Source organism: Xanthomonas dyei (genome assembly GCF_002939865.1).
Lineage (GTDB): Bacteria > Pseudomonadota > Gammaproteobacteria > Xanthomonadales > Xanthomonadaceae > Xanthomonas > Xanthomonas dyei.
The window spans coordinates 79415-96321 of record NZ_MDEE01000007.1; the positions used below are offsets into that span (position 1 = coordinate 79415).

Sequence of the window (16907 nt, forward strand, 5' to 3'; positions counted from 1 at the left end):
AAATGGCGGTCATTGAAATCAAGGTTCCCGACATCGGCGATTACAGCGATGTCCCCGTCATCGAAGTGCTGGTCGCCGTGGGCGACAGCGTGGCCAAGGACCAGGGCCTGGTCACGCTGGAATCGGACAAGGCCACGCTGGAAGTGCCGTCCTCGGCTGCCGGTGTGGTCAAAGAGCTCAAGGTCAAGATTGGCGACACCTTGTCCGAAGGCGCGGTGGTGCTGCTGCTGGAAACCGAAGGCGAGGCCGCAGCGCCTGCGCCCGTCAAGGCCGAGACCAAGGCACCTGCACCTGCTGCGGCCCCTGCGGCCGCCGCACCCGGCAGCAAGCCGCCGGTGACGCCGTCGCACCGCGCCCCGGCCGAGCCGGCAGCGCCCAAGCCGGCGCTGGCCAGCGGCAAGGCCGCGGATATCGACTGCAAGATGGTGGTGCTCGGCGCCGGCCCGGGCGGCTATACCGCCGCCTTCCGCGCGGCCGACCTGGGCCTGGACACGGTGCTGATCGAGCGCTACGCCAGCCTGGGCGGCGTCTGCCTCAACGTCGGCTGCATCCCGTCCAAGGCGTTGCTGCATGCCGCCGCGGTGATCGATGAAGTGGCCCATGCCGGCGATTTCGGCGTGGACTTCGGCCAGCCCAAGATCACCCTGGACAAGCTGCGCGAGTACAAGGAAAAAGTGGTCGGCAAGCTCACCGGCGGGCTGGCCAGCATGGCCAAGCAGCGCAAGGTGCGCACCGTCACCGGTGTGGCCAGCTTCGTCTCCCCCAACGAGTTGGAGATCGTCGGCAACGACGGCAAGACGCAGCTGCTGCGCTTCGAGCACTGCGTCATCGCTGCCGGGTCGCAGGCGGTGAAGCTGCCCAACTTCCCGTGGGACGACAAGCGCGTGATGGACTCCACCGACGCGCTGGAACTGCACGACATTCCCAAGACCCTGCTGGTGGTCGGCGGCGGCATCATCGGCCTGGAAATGGCCACGGTGTACAGCTCGCTCGGCAGCAAGGTCACCGTGGTCGAGTTCATGGATCATCTGATGCCGGGCGCCGACAAGGACCTGGTCAAGCCGCTGGCCGACCGCCTGAAGAAGCAGGGCGTGGAGATCCATCTCAAGACCAAGGCCACCGACGTGAAGGCCGACAAGAGCGGCATCACCGTGTCCTTCGAAGCGGCCGTGGAGGGCGAGAAGCCCGGCCTGCCGGCCACCGCGTTCGATCGCGTGCTGGTGGCCGTGGGCCGCTCGCCCAACGGCAAGAAGATCGGCGCGGAGAAGGCGGGCGTCACCGTCACCGAGCGCGGCTTCATCCCGGTGGACCGGCAGATGCGCACCAACGTGCCGCACATCTTCGCCATCGGCGACATCGTCGGTAACCCGATGCTGGCGCACAAGGCCACCCACGAAGGCAAACTGGCCGCTGAAGTGGCGGCCGGCGAGAAGAAGGAATGGGTGGCGCGGGTGATTCCGTCGGTGGCATACACCAACCCGGAAATCGCCTGGGTCGGCGTCACCGAGAACGAAGCCAAGGCCAAGGGCCTGAAGGTTGGCGTGGCCAAGTTCCCGTGGGCCGCCAGCGGCCGCGCGATCGGCATTGGCCGCACCGAAGGCTTCACCAAGCTGATCTTCGATGAAGACACCCACCGCATCATCGGTGGCGCCATCGTCGGCGTGCATGCCGGCGACCTGCTGGCCGAGATCGGCCTGGCCATCGAGATGGGCGCCGAAGCCGAAGACATCGGCCACACCATCCACGCGCATCCGACCCTGAGCGAGTCGGTCGGCATGGCGGCCGAGGTGTACGACGGCACCATCACCGACCTGTACATCCCGAAGAAAAAGTAACGGCTCGCCTCGGCTGCTGTCAGCAACGCCCCGCCTTGTGCGGGGCGTTGTCGTGATGGGGATTGGTGCGCGTGATCGCCTTTTGCTGTGGTCGTTGTCGTTGCCGTTGCCTTTACGGTGCTGTTCCTTGCGTTTGGTAGGCGTCAAGTGCATGCGGCGCTACTGCGCACGTGCGGATTTTTCCTGGGTTTCCAGGGTAGTACGCAGCCGCATGTGGCTGCCCCGCTTGGCGGCTGCACTCGATCGCATGCGTCGACAATACTGATCCCTGCAAGCAGATTTCGCAGGTTATCCGGCAGCCTCCAGTCTGGGTGCGTGGCGATCGTGCATCGCTCGCGCGCGCGTCAGGGCTGACCACGCCACGCAGGGCATTGCCACGATGCGATCTCCAGGGCGCTTGCGCAGTCCGCAGCGGGCTTGCACCATCGATGCGCGGACACGCCGTTCGCAGCTCAGGGACGACCCCGATGTCGAAGATGCGTTTGCCGGTGCTGCTCGCCGCTGCTGGCTGCCTGTGTGCATCGCTGTGCGCGCACGCACAGACCACCGTGATCACCGCCGCGCGCCTGCTGGACGTGCAGACCGGTCGCTATGTGGACAAGCCGCAGATCGAAGTGGCCGCCGGCCGCATCACCCGCGTCGGTCGGCAGGGCGATCCGCTGCCGGCCGCTGCGCAGCGCATCGATCTGGGCGAGCGCACGCTGCTGCCGGGGCTGATCGACATGCATGTGCATCTCACCGTGGCCCCCACCTTGGGCGGCTACAAGGGCCTGGAGTACACCGACAATTTCTGGACCGTGGTCGGCGTGGCCAATGCCGCAAAAACGCTGCGCGCAGGGTTCACCACGGTGCGCAATGTCGGTTCGCTCAACTACGACGATGTCGCGCTCAAGCAGGCGATCGAGCGCGGCACCGTGCCCGGCCCGCGCATCGTGCCGGCGACCTACGCCATCGGCGCGACCGGTGGCCACTGCGATGCGACCGAATTCCCGCCCTCGGTCAAGGTCACCGGCCCCGGTGTCGCCGATGGTCCGGACGCGATCCGCGCCGCGGTGCGGACGCTGCGCAAATACGGCGCAGAAGTGATCAAGTTCTGCGGCACCGGCGGGGTGCTGTCCAAGACCGACAGTGTCGGCGGGCAGCAATACAGCCTGGAGGAAATGCGCGCGCTGGTGGACGAAGCGCACCGGCTGGGCCTGAAGGTCGCCGTGCACGCGCATGGCACCGCCGGCATCAACGATGCGATCCGCGCCGGTGCCGACACCATCGAGCACGCCAGCCTGGCCGATGCGGAGTCCTTCAAGCTGGCCAAGGCGCACGGCACCTGGTTTTCGATGGACATCTACAACGACGACTACATCCTGGCCGAGGGCGAAAAGAACGGCCTGTTCGCCGAATCGCTGGAAAAGGAGCGCCAGATCGGACGCAAACAGCGTGAGACCTTCCGCGCCGCGCACGCGGCCGGAGTCAAGCTGGTGTTCGGCAGCGATGGCGGCGTGTATCCCAACGGCGACAACGCCCGCCAGTTCGCCAAGATGGTGGAGTGGGGCATGACGCCGTTGCAAGCGATCCGCGCCGCCACCGTGGAGGCAGCCGAGGCCCTGGGGCGCAGCAACGATGTCGGCGCCATCGCCCCGGGCCGCTACGCCGATCTGGTCGCGGTCAGCGGCGATCCGCTGCAGGACGTCACCGTGCTGCGGCAGGTAGAGGGCGTGATCAAGGGCGGCGAACGCGTCGCCGAGTGAGCACCCTGGCGCTCGCCGGTGCGGAGCTGCACGCGCGCGGCTGCCTGACGATATGCGCGCCACTGGCGCGTTGATCGGCACGGGACTCACCGAACCTGCGAGTGGCCACGTCTGCGCACGCTGCCCACAACGCAGGCGCACGCTCAGCCGCTGCAAGATCGCGTCGCCCCGTCTTGCACGAGGCATCGTGGCCTGGGCATGCTGCAGGTGGAAGCTGTGCGGAGGTCCGGCCACGCAGTCCATCACAGGGAGTGTCGATCGATGCGCAAGGCCGTGCTTGGAATATGGTTTGTCTGCATGCTCGCGACAGCGCACACCACAGCAGCGTCCACGCAGGACGATCCGGCCATGGCGGCGGCGCTGGCCAAATGCCCGGGAGCGGCAGCGTTCGTGCGCACGCAGGAGCAGGCCAAGGCAGATGCCGCTACCGCCCCGCCTGCCGAGACGGCGGCTCCCAGCGAGCCCGCATTGCGCGCGCGGTTGCTGGAAATGGAGCGCCTGGATCAACAGGTCCGCAACGGTGACTGGTCGCAGGCAGCGATGGGCAAGATGCTGGCGCTGGACGCCGAACATCTGCCGCAGATGCGTCGCATCGTCGCCGAACACGATGGCTTGCCCAGTGTGGCCCAGGTCGGACGCGACGGCGTGGCCGCCGCCTGGCTGCTGGTGCAGCATGCCGACGCCGATCCGGCCCTGCAGGAACGCGTGCTGGGCACGCTGACCCGGCAGGGCGCACGCCGTGGCGAGGTGTCGGTGCACCAGCAGGTCTTGCTGACCGACCGCGTGCTCGTCGCGAACGGCAAACCGCAGCGTTACGGCAGCCAACTGGTGCCCGAGCAGGGGCGTTGGGTGCCCAAGCCGATCGCCGATCCGGCGCAGGTGGACGTACTACGCGCCGGCATGGACGAGATGCCGCTGGCCGACTACGTGTGCGTGGCCACGCAGCTGTTCCCGGTGCCGTCGACGCCGCCCGGCAGCTGAAACGCAAACGGCCCGCACAGGGCGGGCCGTTCGCTAGCAACGGTGGCGCAGATCAGAACGCGAACGTCACGCCTGCCACCGGGCCCTTGAACTCCTGCTTCAGGCCGATCAGACCATCGCTGCCGCGCTGGTCGACGTCGAGCTTGAACCAGTCGTAGCCGGCGAAGATGCCGAAGTTCTTGGTGAAGCGGTATTCGGCGATCGCGTTGGCGCGGCTCAGGTCGCCCTCGTAGTCGTCGAAGTTGCCCCAGCTGGTGTTGAGGTACTGGCCCTGCACGTTGAACAGCCAATGCTCGCTCGGACGCGCGGTGAAGCGGATACCCACCACCGGTGCCACGCCGTCGGCCTTCTCGTCCAGCACGTCGCCGGAGAACACGGTGCCCAGATCGGCATATCCGTTGGCTTCGACCTTGGCATATTCGGCACCGATCTGCAGGCCCAGGCTGAATTCCGGTGCATCGATCACCGAGTAGTCGTACACCAGGGTCGCGACCTGATACTTCAGCTCGCCCTTGATGAAGCTGCCGCTCGGCACGGTTACGCCGCCTGCGCTCAGATCCTGGGTCAGGGTCTCGCGGCGATCCTTGTCGTACTTGAAGTAATCGAAGATCAGGCGCTGACGGGTGCTGATGCGGAACACGCCATCGACGCGCGGCTCCCATTCCTTGCCGCCCAGCTTGAAATCTTCATTGACCGACACGTTGTTGCCCGCCAGCAGCGTGTTGCCGCGGATGGTGTTGTCGTTGTCCACATTCATCGCACCGAGGCGAATCTGGAAGCGGTCATCGGTATCTTCGGCGTGTGCCGGCGCGACGTAGGCGACGGCCAGAACGCACGGGATCGCCAGTGCGAGGAGGTGTTTCATGGGGAGCTCCGTAATCTTGGAATGGTCAGGCCGATGGGCCAGTGGCGCGCACTATCGATAAGCCCGCGTCTTCCATAAGTGAAGAGCCTGTCGCACATCCGTGAAGGCGGACATAGCAATCGGACAAAACGGTCCGCATGCCTAATAGGCATGGGCATCGCGCGCTGGCGGCGCCCAATCCGGCGCTGACGACGACACGCGAAAAGTGTGCCGTAGTGCATACCTGCGGGTACGGTCGTCGCTGCCAACTGCGCAGCCGATGATGCTGCACGCGGCAATCGGGCCTCCATCGTGGCCCTGCATAGAGCGAAACGAGCGTGCAATGCAGCGGATTGGACCGCCGATGGGAAAGTGTCAGGGTGCGACAAAATGCGTAAAAAGCAGGAGCCCCGGTCTCCCAGGGCTCCCATACGCGACCTGCGGCGGTACCTTTCGACGAGGATGTGCAGGCCTCGCAGGTTCCGACCGCCAGTTTGTGGCAAAGTTCCCACCCGCCGCCGCCGTGCATGTTTGGTGCGTTGCAGCAGCCGATGACCTTTGCCGGTTGTCTCGCAATTTGTCCCATTGCTATACTTTCGCGGCTCGACGAGGCGCAACTGCGCCTCCCCCTCATTCACACGTAAGGTAACCGTAGTGCTGAACTCCGTTGACGCGGGTCGGCGGTTGATGCTGCGCGCTGCGGTATATCCGCTTGCCGCCGTAGCTATAACCAGTCTGGGGTTGCTGTTGGTTGGTCCCCGTTACTCTGCCGGTCTGGCATTGACCGGCTTTGCAACGGTACTGGGCGGTTGGGTTGCGGCACGCACCGCGCTCGGCGGCGGCATCCAGGCAGCAGGCATCGCGATGGTGCGGTTGGTGCTGGCGATGGTGCTGAAGTGGGTGTTGGTATTTGCGGCGTTGTCGCTGGGCTTTGCCCTGTGGCGGCTGCCTCCTCTGGCTCTGTTGGCGGGTATCGCCATCGGGTTGATTTTTCAGGTTCTGGCTCTGGCCAGACGTTGATTCGAACTTAAAGGGCTCCAGACACATGGCGGGCGAGGCAGCAACCCCTACCTCCTACATCCAGCATCACTTGCAGAACCTGATCTATCCGGTTCGCGAGGGTGGCGGCACGTTTTGGACCATCCACGTCGACACTCTGGTCATGGCCGTGTTGATGGGCCTGGTCATGGTGCTGGCGTTCTGGACGGCGACCCGCAATGCCACGGCCGGCGTGCCGGGCAAGTGGCAGGCATTCGTGGAAATCTGCCTGGAGTTCGTCGACCGGCAGGCCAAGGACACCTATCACGGCAGCAGCAAGCTGGTGACGCCGATCGCGATCACCATCTTCTTCTGGATCCTGTTGATGAATCTCATCAAGATGATTCCGGCCGATTTCATCGCCATTCCGCTGGGTTGGGCAGGCATCCACGCCTGGAAGCCGGTGCCCACCGCCGACGTCAATGCCACCTTGGGCATGTCGATCAGCGTGTTCTTCCTGATGATCGTCTTCTCGCTGCGCTCCAAGGGCGTGGGCGGCATGACCAAGGAATTCCTGACGGCGCCGTTCGGCAAATGGATGATGCCGTTCAACCTGCTTTTGAACATCGTCGAGTGGCTGAGCAAGCCGATTTCGTTGGCGATGCGACTGTTCGGCAACATGTTCGGCGGCGAGATCGTCTTCCTGCTGATCTGGGTGCTGGGCGGTGCGGGCATCGCCGGCATGGTCGCTGGCGGCGTATTCGGCCTCGGCTGGATGCTGTTCCACCTGTTGGTGATTCCGCTGCAGGCCTTCATTTTCATGATGCTGTCGATCGTGTATCTGAGCCTTGCGGAAGACAGTCACTGAGTTTCGCTACACCCTTCATACGCTTCATCCCGATTCATCCATCACCCTTAGAAACTTTCGTTCGGAGATCACCATGTACCTCGCCGTCCTGACCAACCTCGCTCAAGTCCAGAGCTCCACCGTCCTCGCCGTCGGCATCATGATCGGCCTGGCCGCGCTGGGTGCCGGCCTCGGTCTGGCCATCATGGCTGGCAAGTTCCTGGAATCGGCCGCGCGCCAGCCGGAACTGATCCCGGTGCTGCAGGTGCGTATGTTCATCACCGCCGGCCTGATCGACGCCGCGTTCATCATCAGCGTCGCCGTCGGCCTGCTGTTCGCCTTCGCCAACCCGCTGGCTCAGGTGTTCATCGAGCGTCTGTCGGCTGCCGGCTGATCCAGCGGTAGCAGGATGTGGAGGCAGCCAGTGCGGTTGCATCCGCGGATGAAGGTCGGAAAGCGTCGCCACTGCGGCGGCGCTTTCACCCCTAAACAGCGATTGAGCGACCCATGGATATCACCCTTACCATCTTTGCCCAGGCGCTGGCCTTCGCCGGTCTGATCTGGATCGTCGCGACCAAAATCTGGCCGCCGCTGCTGCAGGCGATCGAAGAGCGTCAGCAAAAGATCGCTGAAGGTCTGGCCGCAGCCGATCGCAGCCAGAAAGATCTGGCGCAGGCGCAGGAAAAGGTCAACGAAGCACTGAAAGACGCACGCACCAAGGCCAACGAGATCATCGATCAGGCCCATGCGCGCGCCAACCAGATCATCGAAGCGGCCAAGCTCGAGGCGATTGCCGAAGCCAACCGTCAGAAGGATCTGGCCCAGACCGAAATCGACGCATCTGCCACCCGTGCCCGTGAAGAACTGCGCAAGCAGATCTCGGTGCTGGCGGTCAGCGGCGCCGAGAAGCTGCTCAAGCGCGAAATCGATGCCAACGCCCACAAGGCGCTGCTCGACGAGCTGGCGGCGGAGATTTAATCGATGAGTCAGGCCCTCACACTTGCCCGTCCCTACGGCCGTGCCGCGTTTGCAATCGCGCGTGAGGGCGGTACGTTCGCGCCCTGGTCCGATGCGCTGGCGTTTTCGGCGCAGGTGGCTGGCGATCCGCGCGTGGCTGCGCTGCTGCTCAACCCGGCCCTGCGCCAGGAACAGGCAGTGACGTTGCTGGCGCCGCCGCAGGCGAGCGAAGACTATCTGCGTTTCCTCGGCCTGCTGGCCGATGCGCAGCGTTTGTCGGCGCTGCCGGAAATCGCAGGCTTGTACGAACAGCTGCGCGCCGAGGCCGAACACGTCGTCAAGGCGACCGTGACCTCGGCAACTGAAATGACCGCGGCCGAGCTGGATACGATCGCCGTTGCACTGAAGAAGCGTTTTGGCCGCGAGGTGGACATCACCACCGCGGTGGATGCATCGCTGATCGGCGGCGCGGTGATCGACACCGGCGACGTGGTCATCGACGGCTCGCTGAAGGGCAAGCTCGCGCGTCTGCAAAGCTCGCTCGCCCACTGAATTCACATAAACGCATGGCCCTCGCGGCCGGCACCTAGGACTGAACGATGGCAACCACGCTCAACCCCTCCGAAATCAGCGACCTGATCAAGACCCGCATCGAGACGGTCAAGCTGTCCGCGGAGTCGCGCAACGAAGGCTCCGTGACCAGCGTGTCCGACGGCATCGTGCGCATCTTCGGCCTGGCCGACGTGATGCAGGGCGAAATGATCGAACTGCCCAACAACACCTTCGCCCTGGCGTTGAACCTGGAGCGCGATTCGGTCGGCGCCGTGGTGCTGGGCGATTACGAAAACCTGCGCGAAGGCGACGTGGCCAAGACCACCGGCCGCATCCTGGAAGTGCCGGTGGGTCCGGAACTGCTGGGCCGCGTGGTCAACGCACTGGGCGAGCCGATCGACGGCAAGGGCCCCCTGGGCGCCACCCAGACCGCACCGGTCGAGCGCGTTGCGCCGGGCGTGATCTGGCGTAAGTCGGTCGACCAGCCGGTGCAGACCGGTTACAAGTCGGTCGATGCGATGATCCCGATCGGCCGCGGCCAGCGCGAGCTGGTCATCGGCGACCGCCAGACCGGCAAGACCGCGCTGGCGATCGATGCGGTGATCAACCAGAAGGGCACCGGCATCAAGTGCGTGTATGTGGCGATCGGCCAGAAGGCCTCGACCGTTGCCAATATCGTACGCAAGCTCGAAGAAAACGGCGCGCTGGCGCACACCGTGGTGGTGGCTGCGACCGCGTCCGAATCGGCCGCGATGCAGTACATCAGCCCGTATGCCGGCTGCACCATGGGCGAGTACTTCATGGACCGCGGCGAAGACGCGCTGATCGTGTACGACGATCTGTCCAAGCAGGCCGTGGCCTACCGCCAGATCTCGCTGCTGCTCAAGCGCCCGCCGGGCCGCGAAGCCTATCCGGGCGACGTGTTCTATCTGCACTCCCGCCTGCTGGAGCGCGCCGCGCGCGTGTCCGAGGAATACGTGGAGAAGTTCACCAACGGTGCGGTGACCGGCAAGACCGGCTCGCTGACCGCGCTGCCGATCATCGAAACGCAGGCCGGCGACGTCTCCGCGTTCGTGCCGACCAACGTGATCTCGATCACCGACGGCCAGATCTTCCTGGAAACCGACCTGTTCAACGCCGGTATCCGCCCGGCCGTGAACGCCGGTATCTCGGTGTCGCGCGTCGGTGGTGCGGCCCAGACCAAGATCATCAAGAAGCTGTCCGGCGGCATCCGTATCTCGCTGGCGCAGTACCGCGAGCTGGCGGCGTTCGCGCAGTTCGCCTCGGACCTGGACGAAGCCACCCGCAAGCAGCTCGAGCGCGGTCAGCGCGTCACCGAGCTGATGAAGCAGAAGCAGTACGCACCGATGTCCATCGCCAACCAGGCGCTGTCGATCTACGCCGTCAACGAGGGTTACCTCGATGAAGTGCCGGTCAACAAGCTGCTGGCGTTCGAAGAAGGCCTGCACGCGCACTTCGCCAACACCCAGGGCGAGTTGATCGACAAGGTCAACAGCACCGGCGGTTGGGACAACGACATCGAAGCCGCGTTCAAGAAGGGCATCGCAGAGTTCAAGACCACCGGCACCTGGTAAGGCGCCGGGATTGGGGATTGGGCATTCGGGATTTGTAGGAGCGGTGGTTCGGGGCGTTGGCCCATGTCGAATCACCGCTGCCGAATCCCAGATTTAGGAATTAGAGAGTCGTGAAGTGGGACGCGGGAGGCTCTGGCCATTCCTGATTCCCGATTCCCGATTCTCACGAGCGGAGCGAGCAATGGCAGGCGGACGCGAAATCAAAACCAAGATCAAGAGCGTGCAGAACACCCGCAAGGTGACGCGCGCGCTCGAAATGGTCTCGGCCTCCAAGATCCGCAAGGCGCAGGAGCGCATGAAGACCTCGCGTCCGTATGCGCAGGCGATGAAGCAGGTGATCGGGCATCTGGCGCAGGCCAGCACCGATTTCCAGCATCCGTTTCTGGTCGAGCGTGAGCAGGTCAAGCGGGTCGGTTACATCGTGATCTCTTCCGACCGCGGCCTGGCCGGTGGTCTGAACAACAACTTGTTCCGCAAGATGCTGGGCGAAGTGCGCCCGTGGCAGGACAAGGGCGCCGAGATCGACGTGGTGACCATCGGTCAGAAGGCCTCGGCGTTCTTCCGTCGCATCAAGGTCAACATGGTCGGCAGCGTGACCCACCTGGGCGACAGCCCGCAGGTCGAGCAGCTGATTGGTGTGATCAAGGTGATGATCGATGCCTACATCGACGGCAAGGTGGACCGCGTGTATCTGGTCTACAACCGCTTCGTGAACACCATGACGCAGAAGGCCAGCTTCGATCAGCTGCTGCCGCTGCCGGCCGCCGAGCACAAGGTGGCGCATCACGATTGGGACTACCTGTACGAACCCGATGCCGCGACCGTGCTGGAGCACGTGATGACGCGTTACATCGAGTCGCTGGTGTACCAGGCCGTGCTGGAAAACGTGGCATCCGAACATGCCGCGCGCATGGTGGCGATGAAGGCCGCCAGCGACAACGCCAACAAGATGATCGGCACCTTGCAACTGGTCTACAACAAGGCACGTCAGGCGGCGATCACCCAGGAAATTTCGGAAATCGTCAGCGGCGCGGCCGCTGTCTAGCCGGGAATGGAGAATCGTGAAACGGGAATAGGCAAGGCTTCGGTGCTCTTGATCTTCCCATTCCCCATTCTCGATTTCCCATTCCCGACACAAGAATCGAACAGACATGAGTGGAGTTATCCAAATGAGTCAGGGCAAGATCGTTCAGATCATCGGCGCGGTCGTCGACGTCGAGTTCCAGCGCAATGAAGTACCCAAGGTCTATCACGCGCTGAAGGTCGAGGGCACCGCCATCACCCTGGAAGTGCAGCAGCAGCTCGGCGACGGCGTGGTGCGCACCATTGCGCTCGGCTCCACCGACGGCCTGAAGCGCAACCTGTTGGCGACCAACACCGAGCGTGCCATTTCGGTGCCGGTCGGTGCGGGTACGCTGGGTCGCATCATGGACGTGCTGGGTCGTCCGATCGACGAAGCTGGCGAGGTGCAGGCATCGGACCATTGGGAAATCCACCGCGCCGCACCGTCGTACGAAGACCAGTCGTCCAGCACCGAATTGCTGGAAACCGGCATCAAGGTCATCGACCTGATGTGCCCGTTTGCCAAGGGCGGCAAGGTCGGCCTGTTCGGCGGCGCCGGCGTCGGCAAGACCGTCAACATGATGGAACTGATCAACAACATCGCCAAGGCGCACTCGGGTCTGTCCGTGTTTGCCGGCGTGGGCGAGCGTACCCGCGAGGGCAACGACTTCTACCATGAGATGAAGGACTCCAACGTTCTGGACAAGGTCGCGATGGTGTACGGCCAGATGAACGAGCCGCCGGGCAACCGTCTGCGCGTGGCGCTGACCGGTCTGACCATGGCCGAGTACTTCCGCGACGAGAAGGACGAGAACGGCAAGGGCAAGGACGTGTTGTTGTTCGTCGACAACATCTACCGCTACACGCTGGCCGGTACCGAAGTGTCCGCGCTGCTCGGCCGTATGCCGTCGGCGGTGGGTTACCAGCCGACCCTGGCCGAAGAAATGGGCGTGTTGCAGGAGCGCATCACCTCGACCAAGAGCGGTTCGATCACCTCGATCCAGGCCGTGTACGTGCCTGCGGACGACCTGACCGACCCATCGCCGGCGACCACCTTCGCCCACTTGGATTCCACCGTCACGCTGAGCCGTAACATCGCCTCGCTGGGCATCTACCCGGCCGTGGATCCGCTGGATTCCACCAGCCGCCAGATGGACCCGCTGGTGATCGGCCACGAGCATTACGACACCGCCCAGCGCGTCCAGCAGACCTTGCAGAAGTACAAGGAACTGAAGGACATCATCGCGATCCTGGGTATGGACGAGCTGAGCGAAGAAGACAAGCAGTCGGTGTCGCGCGCACGCAAGATCGAGCGCTTCTTCAGCCAGCCGTTCCACGTGGCCGAAGTGTTCACCGGCTCGCCGGGCAAGTACGTGTCGCTGAAGGACACCATCCGTGGCTTCAAGGCGATCTGCGATGGCGAATACGACCACCTGCCGGAGCAGGCGTTCTACATGGTCGGCAGCATCGAAGAGGCCGTCGAGAAAGCCAACAAGATGAGCACCAAGGCCTGATTGATCCCAGCCGCCATGCGGCTGGAATCGGGAATCGGGAATCGGGAATCGTAAAGGCGGGTTTTAGGTGAGTTGGAAGTCACGAGAATCTGGAAGTGCGCGCAGTCATGCGCTCTTCCGATTCCCGACTCCCGATTCCCGATTCCCCGCCTCACTACAGTGAGGCACCATGAGCACTATTCGTTGCGACATCGTCAGCGCCGAGAAGGAAATCTTCCACGGTGAGGCGACGCTGGTCGTGGCCACCGGCGAACTGGGCGAGCTGGGCATTGCGCCCAAGCACGCGCCGCTGATCACCCGCCTGAAGCCGGGCAAGGTGGTGGTCACCACCGCCAGTGGCGAACAGCTGGATTTCGCCATCTCCGGCGGCATCCTGGAAGTGCAGCCGCAGGTGGTGACCGTGCTGGTCGACACCGCGGTGCGTGCGCAGGACATCGATGAGGCTGCAGTTCGCAAGGTCAAGGAAGAAGCCGAGCGTCTGCTGGCCAACCGTGGCGACACGGTGGACGTGGCGCAGGCGCAGCGTCAGCTGGCCGAGGCGACGGTGCAGTTGCAGGCGCTGGAGCGGTTGCGACGCACCCTCAAGCACTGATCGATCGCCTGGCCCATTGCGTGGGCAAGCGACTTGCTTCAGCTGTAATGCCGGATGCAGATGTGGATTGAAAACGCCGACCTTCGTGTCGGCGTTTTCGTTTTTGGAGATGCGCCTGCGTGGCACAAGGCCGCGTGTTGCCGACAGCGCGCACACTGCGTGGCATGGTTGCCATGCAGCGCTTCATTGCGCCATGGCATGATCACCCCCGACATTGAGGACACCCCATGACTCGCTCGATCGATGGCTTCCGCGGTTATGCACTGACTTGCACGCTTGCGGTTGCACTGCTGGGCTGCGCGCTTCCGGCACGCAGCCAGCCGCCGCTGGATCCGCTGCTGGATCGCATCGTGCAACGCAATGCGATCGGCGATGCGGTGGCGCTGAGCAAGTGGGATAGCGGCAAGCCGGTACTGGACCAGGCGCGCGAAGCGGCGGTGCTGCAGAGCGTGCGCGATCAGGCGCCGGCGCATGGACTGGATGCCGACGATGCAGCGCGCTTCTTTGCGGCGCAGATCGAGGCCAATAAATCGGTGCAGTACGCGCTGCTGAACCATTGGCACGAACGTGGGCGTGCGCCGGACACCGCACGCCCGGATCTGGCCGCACTGCGCGCGCGCCTGGACCAACTGCAGGGCGAGTTGCTCGATGCGCTGGCCGATGCCGCAGCGGCGCGCTCGGCACCGCAATGCGCCGCCAACACGGCACGGTCCGCGTCGCACTACGCGGCGCAATGGCAGCTGGATGCCTTGCACCGTGCGGCACTGGTGCGTGGCCTGGGCGACTTTTGCCAGCAGGCACCCGCCAAGAGCTAGCGCGGCGTTGTTGCTGCAGTGCGTGGCGAGGCAACGCGCTTGCGGTGATGATGTATCGGCAAGGTCGACGCACTTTCTAAGCGACCACGCCGCCGCATCGTGCCGCGCGGCTTCCACCTCGATCGCAATAGGGCTGGACACGTAATCGGGTGATGAAGTCGCCAGCGGGGCAAGGTGCCCCGCGTGGTGGCTGCCCGGTTCCCGCAGCAGATTGGGTGTGCTGTCGCCGGGGTACCCAAGGGCGGTACATGGGCTTGAGCCTCGATCACGTCGCATGTGCGCAGCTCAAGCTTGGCAAGCGCCAGCAGTGCGCGCGTTGCTTGGCAGCATGAAACGGTAAACAGCCGGCCACCTTGGTTTGACGACGCACGCTGGCGCGCGCTCCAACCTCGCTTGCCGCGCGCCCTCAGCGATACACCACATGCCGGCCGAGAAAGAACGACACGATCGCCAGCCCGCCTTCGACCAGTGGCTTGGCCAGCCAGGCCTGGCGCAGGCCGACCAGATCCACCGTTGCCGACAGCAGCCAGGTGCTGATCAGCGTCAACGCCAGCCACATCACCGCAAAGCGGCGGAAGCGCTGCCAGCCCAGCCGCGCGCCGCCGCCCTGCTGGGCGAAGGTGTAGCGGCCGTTGAGCCAGAAACCCAGCACCGCGCCGCTGATGCGCCCGAGCAGATTGGCCGGCACCGTCGGCATGCCGGCGGCGGTGGCGGCGATGAAGATGCCGCAATCCACGGCCAATTGCAGGCCGCCAATCAGGGTGAACTGGCTGCCTTGGCGGAACAGGCTCATGCGTGACGGGGACGAAGAAAGGGCGCCCATCCTAGCGGCCGCAGTGCTAAAAAAGTTGTCATCGCGTGTTTAAGAGCAGCTAACAAAACGACTGTGCTCACCGCCAGGCGGGCGCGGCCGGTGCTCGGTGCGGCATGTACCACTCGTCCACTCCGGTTCCTCCGCGCCGCCCGCACCCACCTGACGACTGCTCGCTACGTGTTGTTAGCCGCTCTAAGACATCGATCAAGCACGCGGTTTTGCATGGCTGCGACTAGAATTTGGCCTATCTCCCGCCTTTGGAATTCTTGATGACCCTGCCCCTGCACGTCGTGATCCTGGCTGCGGGCGAGGGCAAGCGCATGCGCTCGTCCCTGCCCAAGGTGCTGCAGCCGTTGGCGGGCCAGCCGATGTTGGCGCATGTCATCGCCACCGCACGGCAGCTGCAGCCGGCCGCGATCCATATCGTCTACGGGCACGGCGGCGATCAGGTGCGCGCGGCATTTGCCGGGCAGGCCGATCTGCAGTGGGCCGAGCAACAGCAGCAACTGGGCACCGGCCACGCCGTGCAGCAGGCGATGGATGCGATTCCGGATGCGGCCACCGTGCTGGTGCTGTACGGCGATGTGCCGCTGATCCAGAGCGAGAGCCTGCTGCAGTTGCTGCATGCGCCCGGCCGGATGGCGGTGCTGGTGGCCGAGCTTGCCAACCCCACCGGCTACGGACGCATCCTGCGCGATGCCGAAGGCAAGGTGGCGGCGATCGTCGAGCAGAAGGACGCCAACGACGAGCAGCGACGCATCCGCACCATCAACACTGGCATCCTCACCGCCGAATCCACTGCACTGCGGCGTTGGCTGGGTGGCTTGTCCAACAACAATGCGCAGGGCGAGTTCTATCTCACCGACGTGTTTGCCAGCGCCGCCGGCGACTTCACCCCGGCCGACATGGTGCATGTGGGCGACCCACAGGATGTGGAAGGTGCCAACGACCCCTGGCAACTCGCTCAGCTCGAACGCGCCTGGCAGCTGCGTGCGGCGCGTGCGTTATGCCTGCAGGGCGTGCGCATGGCCGACCCGGCGCGCGTGGAGCAGCGCGGCACGGTGCAGGTGGGGCGCGATGTACAACTGGACATCGATGTGATTCTGGAAGGCGATGTGACGCTGGGCGATGACGTGGTGATTGGCCCGTTCGTACGCTTGCGCGATGTGACGCTGGGTGCCGGCACGCAAGTACGTGCGCACTGCGATCTGGAAGGCGTGGTGACCGAGGGTGCGGTAATGATCGGCCCGTTCGCGCGGTTGCGTCCGGGCACGCTGTTGGCCGATGGGGTGCATATCGGCAACTTCGTCGAGACCAAGAAGGTCACGATGGGGGTGGGCAGCAAGGCCAACCACCTCACTTACCTGGGCGATGCAACGATCGGCAGCAAGGTCAACATCGGCGCCGGGACCATCACCTGCAACTACGATGGCGTGAACAAGTCGCAGACCACCATCGGCGATAACGCGTTCGTCGGCTCCAACAGCGCGTTGGTGGCGCCGATCGAGATCGGCGCCAATGCCACCATCGGTGCCGGCTCTGTGATCACCCGCGACGCGCCGGCCGGCCAGCTCAGCGTGGCGCGGCCGCGTCAGACCGTGATCGAAGGCTGGGAGCGGCCGACCAAGAAGTAGCATGGAGTGGTGTCGTGGTGCGCGGGTGGGTGACGCTACGCAGCCGCAGCACGGCGATGCTTGGCTGTGCCGCGGGTAACGACTGAAGGTGCACGATGCAGCGACGACCAGACACGTTATTGATCCTGCTCCTGAGAGCGGC

Annotated in this window: 16 protein-coding genes and 1 other RNA gene; 15 read left to right on the plus strand and 2 right to left on the minus strand. The window is 64.5% G+C overall.

The genetic code is table 11. The annotated features are described in order from the left end of the window. The first annotated feature begins 2 nt into the window (after positions 1-2). The 3 genes from lpdA to XdyCFBP7245_RS07365 all read left to right on the plus strand — a co-directional run bounded on the left by lpdA (position 3) and on the right by XdyCFBP7245_RS07365 (position 4561). Positions 3-1835, plus strand: a complete 1833-nt coding sequence (gene lpdA / locus XdyCFBP7245_RS07355) for a dihydrolipoyl dehydrogenase (RefSeq protein WP_104615064.1) — start codon at positions 3-5, stop codon at positions 1833-1835. A gap of 467 nt (positions 1836-2302) precedes the next feature. Next, positions 2303-3580, plus strand: a complete 1278-nt coding sequence (locus tag XdyCFBP7245_RS07360; RefSeq protein WP_170068560.1) for a Xaa-Pro dipeptidase — start codon at positions 2303-2305, stop codon at positions 3578-3580. A 297-nt stretch (positions 3581-3877) separates the two neighbouring features. Then, positions 3878-4561: a DUF6624 domain-containing protein gene (locus tag XdyCFBP7245_RS07365; RefSeq protein WP_104615065.1), complete on the plus strand. Its 684-nt coding sequence runs from the start codon at positions 3878-3880 to the stop codon at positions 4559-4561. A 52-nt stretch (positions 4562-4613) separates the two neighbouring features. On the opposite strand, the gene XdyCFBP7245_RS07370 is transcribed toward XdyCFBP7245_RS07365, so the two are convergent. Next, positions 4614-5426 carry a hypothetical protein gene (locus XdyCFBP7245_RS07370; protein ID WP_170068561.1) on the minus strand — a complete coding sequence of 271 codons (813 nt, stop codon included), beginning with the start codon at positions 5424-5426 and terminating at the stop codon, positions 4614-4616. A gap of 633 nt (positions 5427-6059) precedes the next feature. Here XdyCFBP7245_RS07370 and XdyCFBP7245_RS07375 point away from each other — a divergent pair. The 10 genes from XdyCFBP7245_RS07375 (at position 6060) to XdyCFBP7245_RS07420 (ending at position 14317) form a co-directional block, all read left to right on the plus strand. Beyond that, on the plus strand, positions 6060-6425 hold the full coding sequence (locus XdyCFBP7245_RS07375) for a hypothetical protein (RefSeq protein WP_074059361.1): 366 nt from the start codon (positions 6060-6062) through the stop codon (positions 6423-6425). A gap of 25 nt (positions 6426-6450) precedes the next feature. Beyond that, positions 6451-7251, plus strand: coding sequence for a F0F1 ATP synthase subunit A (atpB, locus tag XdyCFBP7245_RS07380; RefSeq protein WP_039421795.1), 801 nt, complete (start codon positions 6451-6453; stop codon positions 7249-7251). A gap of 73 nt (positions 7252-7324) precedes the next feature. Next, positions 7325-7624 (plus strand): F0F1 ATP synthase subunit C, encoded by a 300-nt coding sequence (gene atpE / locus XdyCFBP7245_RS07385; RefSeq protein ID WP_104615066.1) that lies wholly within the window; start codon positions 7325-7327, stop codon positions 7622-7624. Between the two features lie 113 nt (positions 7625-7737). Further along, on the plus strand, positions 7738-8208 hold the full coding sequence (locus XdyCFBP7245_RS07390; RefSeq protein ID WP_055847997.1) for a F0F1 ATP synthase subunit B: 471 nt from the start codon (positions 7738-7740) through the stop codon (positions 8206-8208). Positions 8209-8211: 3 nt separating this feature from the next. Continuing rightward, complete coding sequence (locus XdyCFBP7245_RS07395; RefSeq protein WP_104615067.1) at positions 8212-8739, plus strand: F0F1 ATP synthase subunit delta; 528 nt, start codon at positions 8212-8214, stop codon at positions 8737-8739. 47 nt (positions 8740-8786) lie between these two features. Continuing rightward, the gene (gene atpA / locus XdyCFBP7245_RS07400) at positions 8787-10334 is read left to right on the plus strand and encodes a F0F1 ATP synthase subunit alpha (RefSeq protein ID WP_104615068.1); all 1548 of its coding nucleotides are present in this window, start codon (positions 8787-8789) and stop codon (positions 10332-10334) included. A gap of 181 nt (positions 10335-10515) precedes the next feature. Next, positions 10516-11379, plus strand: coding sequence for a F0F1 ATP synthase subunit gamma (atpG, locus tag XdyCFBP7245_RS07405; RefSeq protein ID WP_005992067.1), 864 nt, complete (start codon positions 10516-10518; stop codon positions 11377-11379). A gap of 124 nt (positions 11380-11503) precedes the next feature. Continuing rightward, on the plus strand, positions 11504-12910 hold the full coding sequence (gene atpD, locus XdyCFBP7245_RS07410) for a F0F1 ATP synthase subunit beta (protein ID WP_104615069.1): 1407 nt from the start codon (positions 11504-11506) through the stop codon (positions 12908-12910). A gap of 169 nt (positions 12911-13079) precedes the next feature. Next, entirely contained in the window at positions 13080-13502 is a 423-nt protein-coding gene (locus XdyCFBP7245_RS07415) for a F0F1 ATP synthase subunit epsilon (RefSeq protein ID WP_002814084.1), read from the plus strand. 227 nt (positions 13503-13729) lie between these two features. Further along, entirely contained in the window at positions 13730-14317 is a 588-nt protein-coding gene (locus XdyCFBP7245_RS07420) for a chorismate mutase (protein WP_104615070.1), read from the plus strand. 406 nt (positions 14318-14723) lie between these two features. On the opposite strand, the gene XdyCFBP7245_RS07425 is transcribed toward XdyCFBP7245_RS07420, so the two are convergent. Then, on the minus strand, positions 14724-15110 hold the full coding sequence (locus tag XdyCFBP7245_RS07425) for a GtrA family protein (protein ID WP_104615071.1): 387 nt from the start codon (positions 15108-15110) through the stop codon (positions 14724-14726). 134 nt (positions 15111-15244) lie between these two features. On the opposite strand from XdyCFBP7245_RS07425, the gene XdyCFBP7245_RS07430 reads away from it, so the two are divergent. Together XdyCFBP7245_RS07430 and glmU are read left to right on the plus strand one after the other, a co-directional pair. Beyond that, a non-coding RNA gene (locus XdyCFBP7245_RS07430) (sX9 sRNA) lies at positions 15245-15320 on the plus strand. 80 nt (positions 15321-15400) lie between these two features. Further along, on the plus strand, positions 15401-16765 hold the full coding sequence (glmU, locus tag XdyCFBP7245_RS07435; protein ID WP_104615116.1) for a bifunctional UDP-N-acetylglucosamine diphosphorylase/glucosamine-1-phosphate N-acetyltransferase GlmU: 1365 nt from the start codon (positions 15401-15403) through the stop codon (positions 16763-16765). Positions 16766-16907 lie beyond the last annotated feature (142 nt).

Bases quoted from the DNA above. Each gene is read 5' to 3' on its own strand.
- lpdA (WP_104615064.1), top strand. From the start codon at position 3: ATGGCGGTCATTGAAATCAAGGTTCCCGACATCGGCGATTACAGCGAT.
- XdyCFBP7245_RS07360 (WP_170068560.1), top strand. From the start codon at position 2,303: ATGTCGAAGATGCGTTTGCCGGTGCTGCTCGCCGCTGCTGGCTGCCTG.
- XdyCFBP7245_RS07365 (WP_104615065.1), top strand. From the start codon at position 3,878: ATGCTCGCGACAGCGCACACCACAGCAGCGTCCACGCAGGACGATCCG.
- XdyCFBP7245_RS07370 (WP_170068561.1), bottom strand. From the start codon at position 5,426: ATGAAACACCTCCTCGCACTGGCGATCCCGTGCGTTCTGGCCGTCGCC.
- atpB (WP_039421795.1), top strand. From the start codon at position 6,451: ATGGCGGGCGAGGCAGCAACCCCTACCTCCTACATCCAGCATCACTTG.
- atpE (WP_104615066.1), top strand. From the start codon at position 7,325: ATGTACCTCGCCGTCCTGACCAACCTCGCTCAAGTCCAGAGCTCCACC.
- XdyCFBP7245_RS07390 (WP_055847997.1), top strand. From the start codon at position 7,738: ATGGATATCACCCTTACCATCTTTGCCCAGGCGCTGGCCTTCGCCGGT.
- XdyCFBP7245_RS07395 (WP_104615067.1), top strand. From the start codon at position 8,212: ATGAGTCAGGCCCTCACACTTGCCCGTCCCTACGGCCGTGCCGCGTTT.
- atpA (WP_104615068.1), top strand. From the start codon at position 8,787: ATGGCAACCACGCTCAACCCCTCCGAAATCAGCGACCTGATCAAGACC.
- atpG (WP_005992067.1), top strand. From the start codon at position 10,516: ATGGCAGGCGGACGCGAAATCAAAACCAAGATCAAGAGCGTGCAGAAC.
- atpD (WP_104615069.1), top strand. From the start codon at position 11,504: ATGAGTCAGGGCAAGATCGTTCAGATCATCGGCGCGGTCGTCGACGTC.
- XdyCFBP7245_RS07415 (WP_002814084.1), top strand. From the start codon at position 13,080: ATGAGCACTATTCGTTGCGACATCGTCAGCGCCGAGAAGGAAATCTTC.
- XdyCFBP7245_RS07420 (WP_104615070.1), top strand. From the start codon at position 13,730: ATGACTCGCTCGATCGATGGCTTCCGCGGTTATGCACTGACTTGCACG.
- XdyCFBP7245_RS07425 (WP_104615071.1), bottom strand. From the start codon at position 15,110: ATGAGCCTGTTCCGCCAAGGCAGCCAGTTCACCCTGATTGGCGGCCTG.
- glmU (WP_104615116.1), top strand. From the start codon at position 15,401: ATGACCCTGCCCCTGCACGTCGTGATCCTGGCTGCGGGCGAGGGCAAG.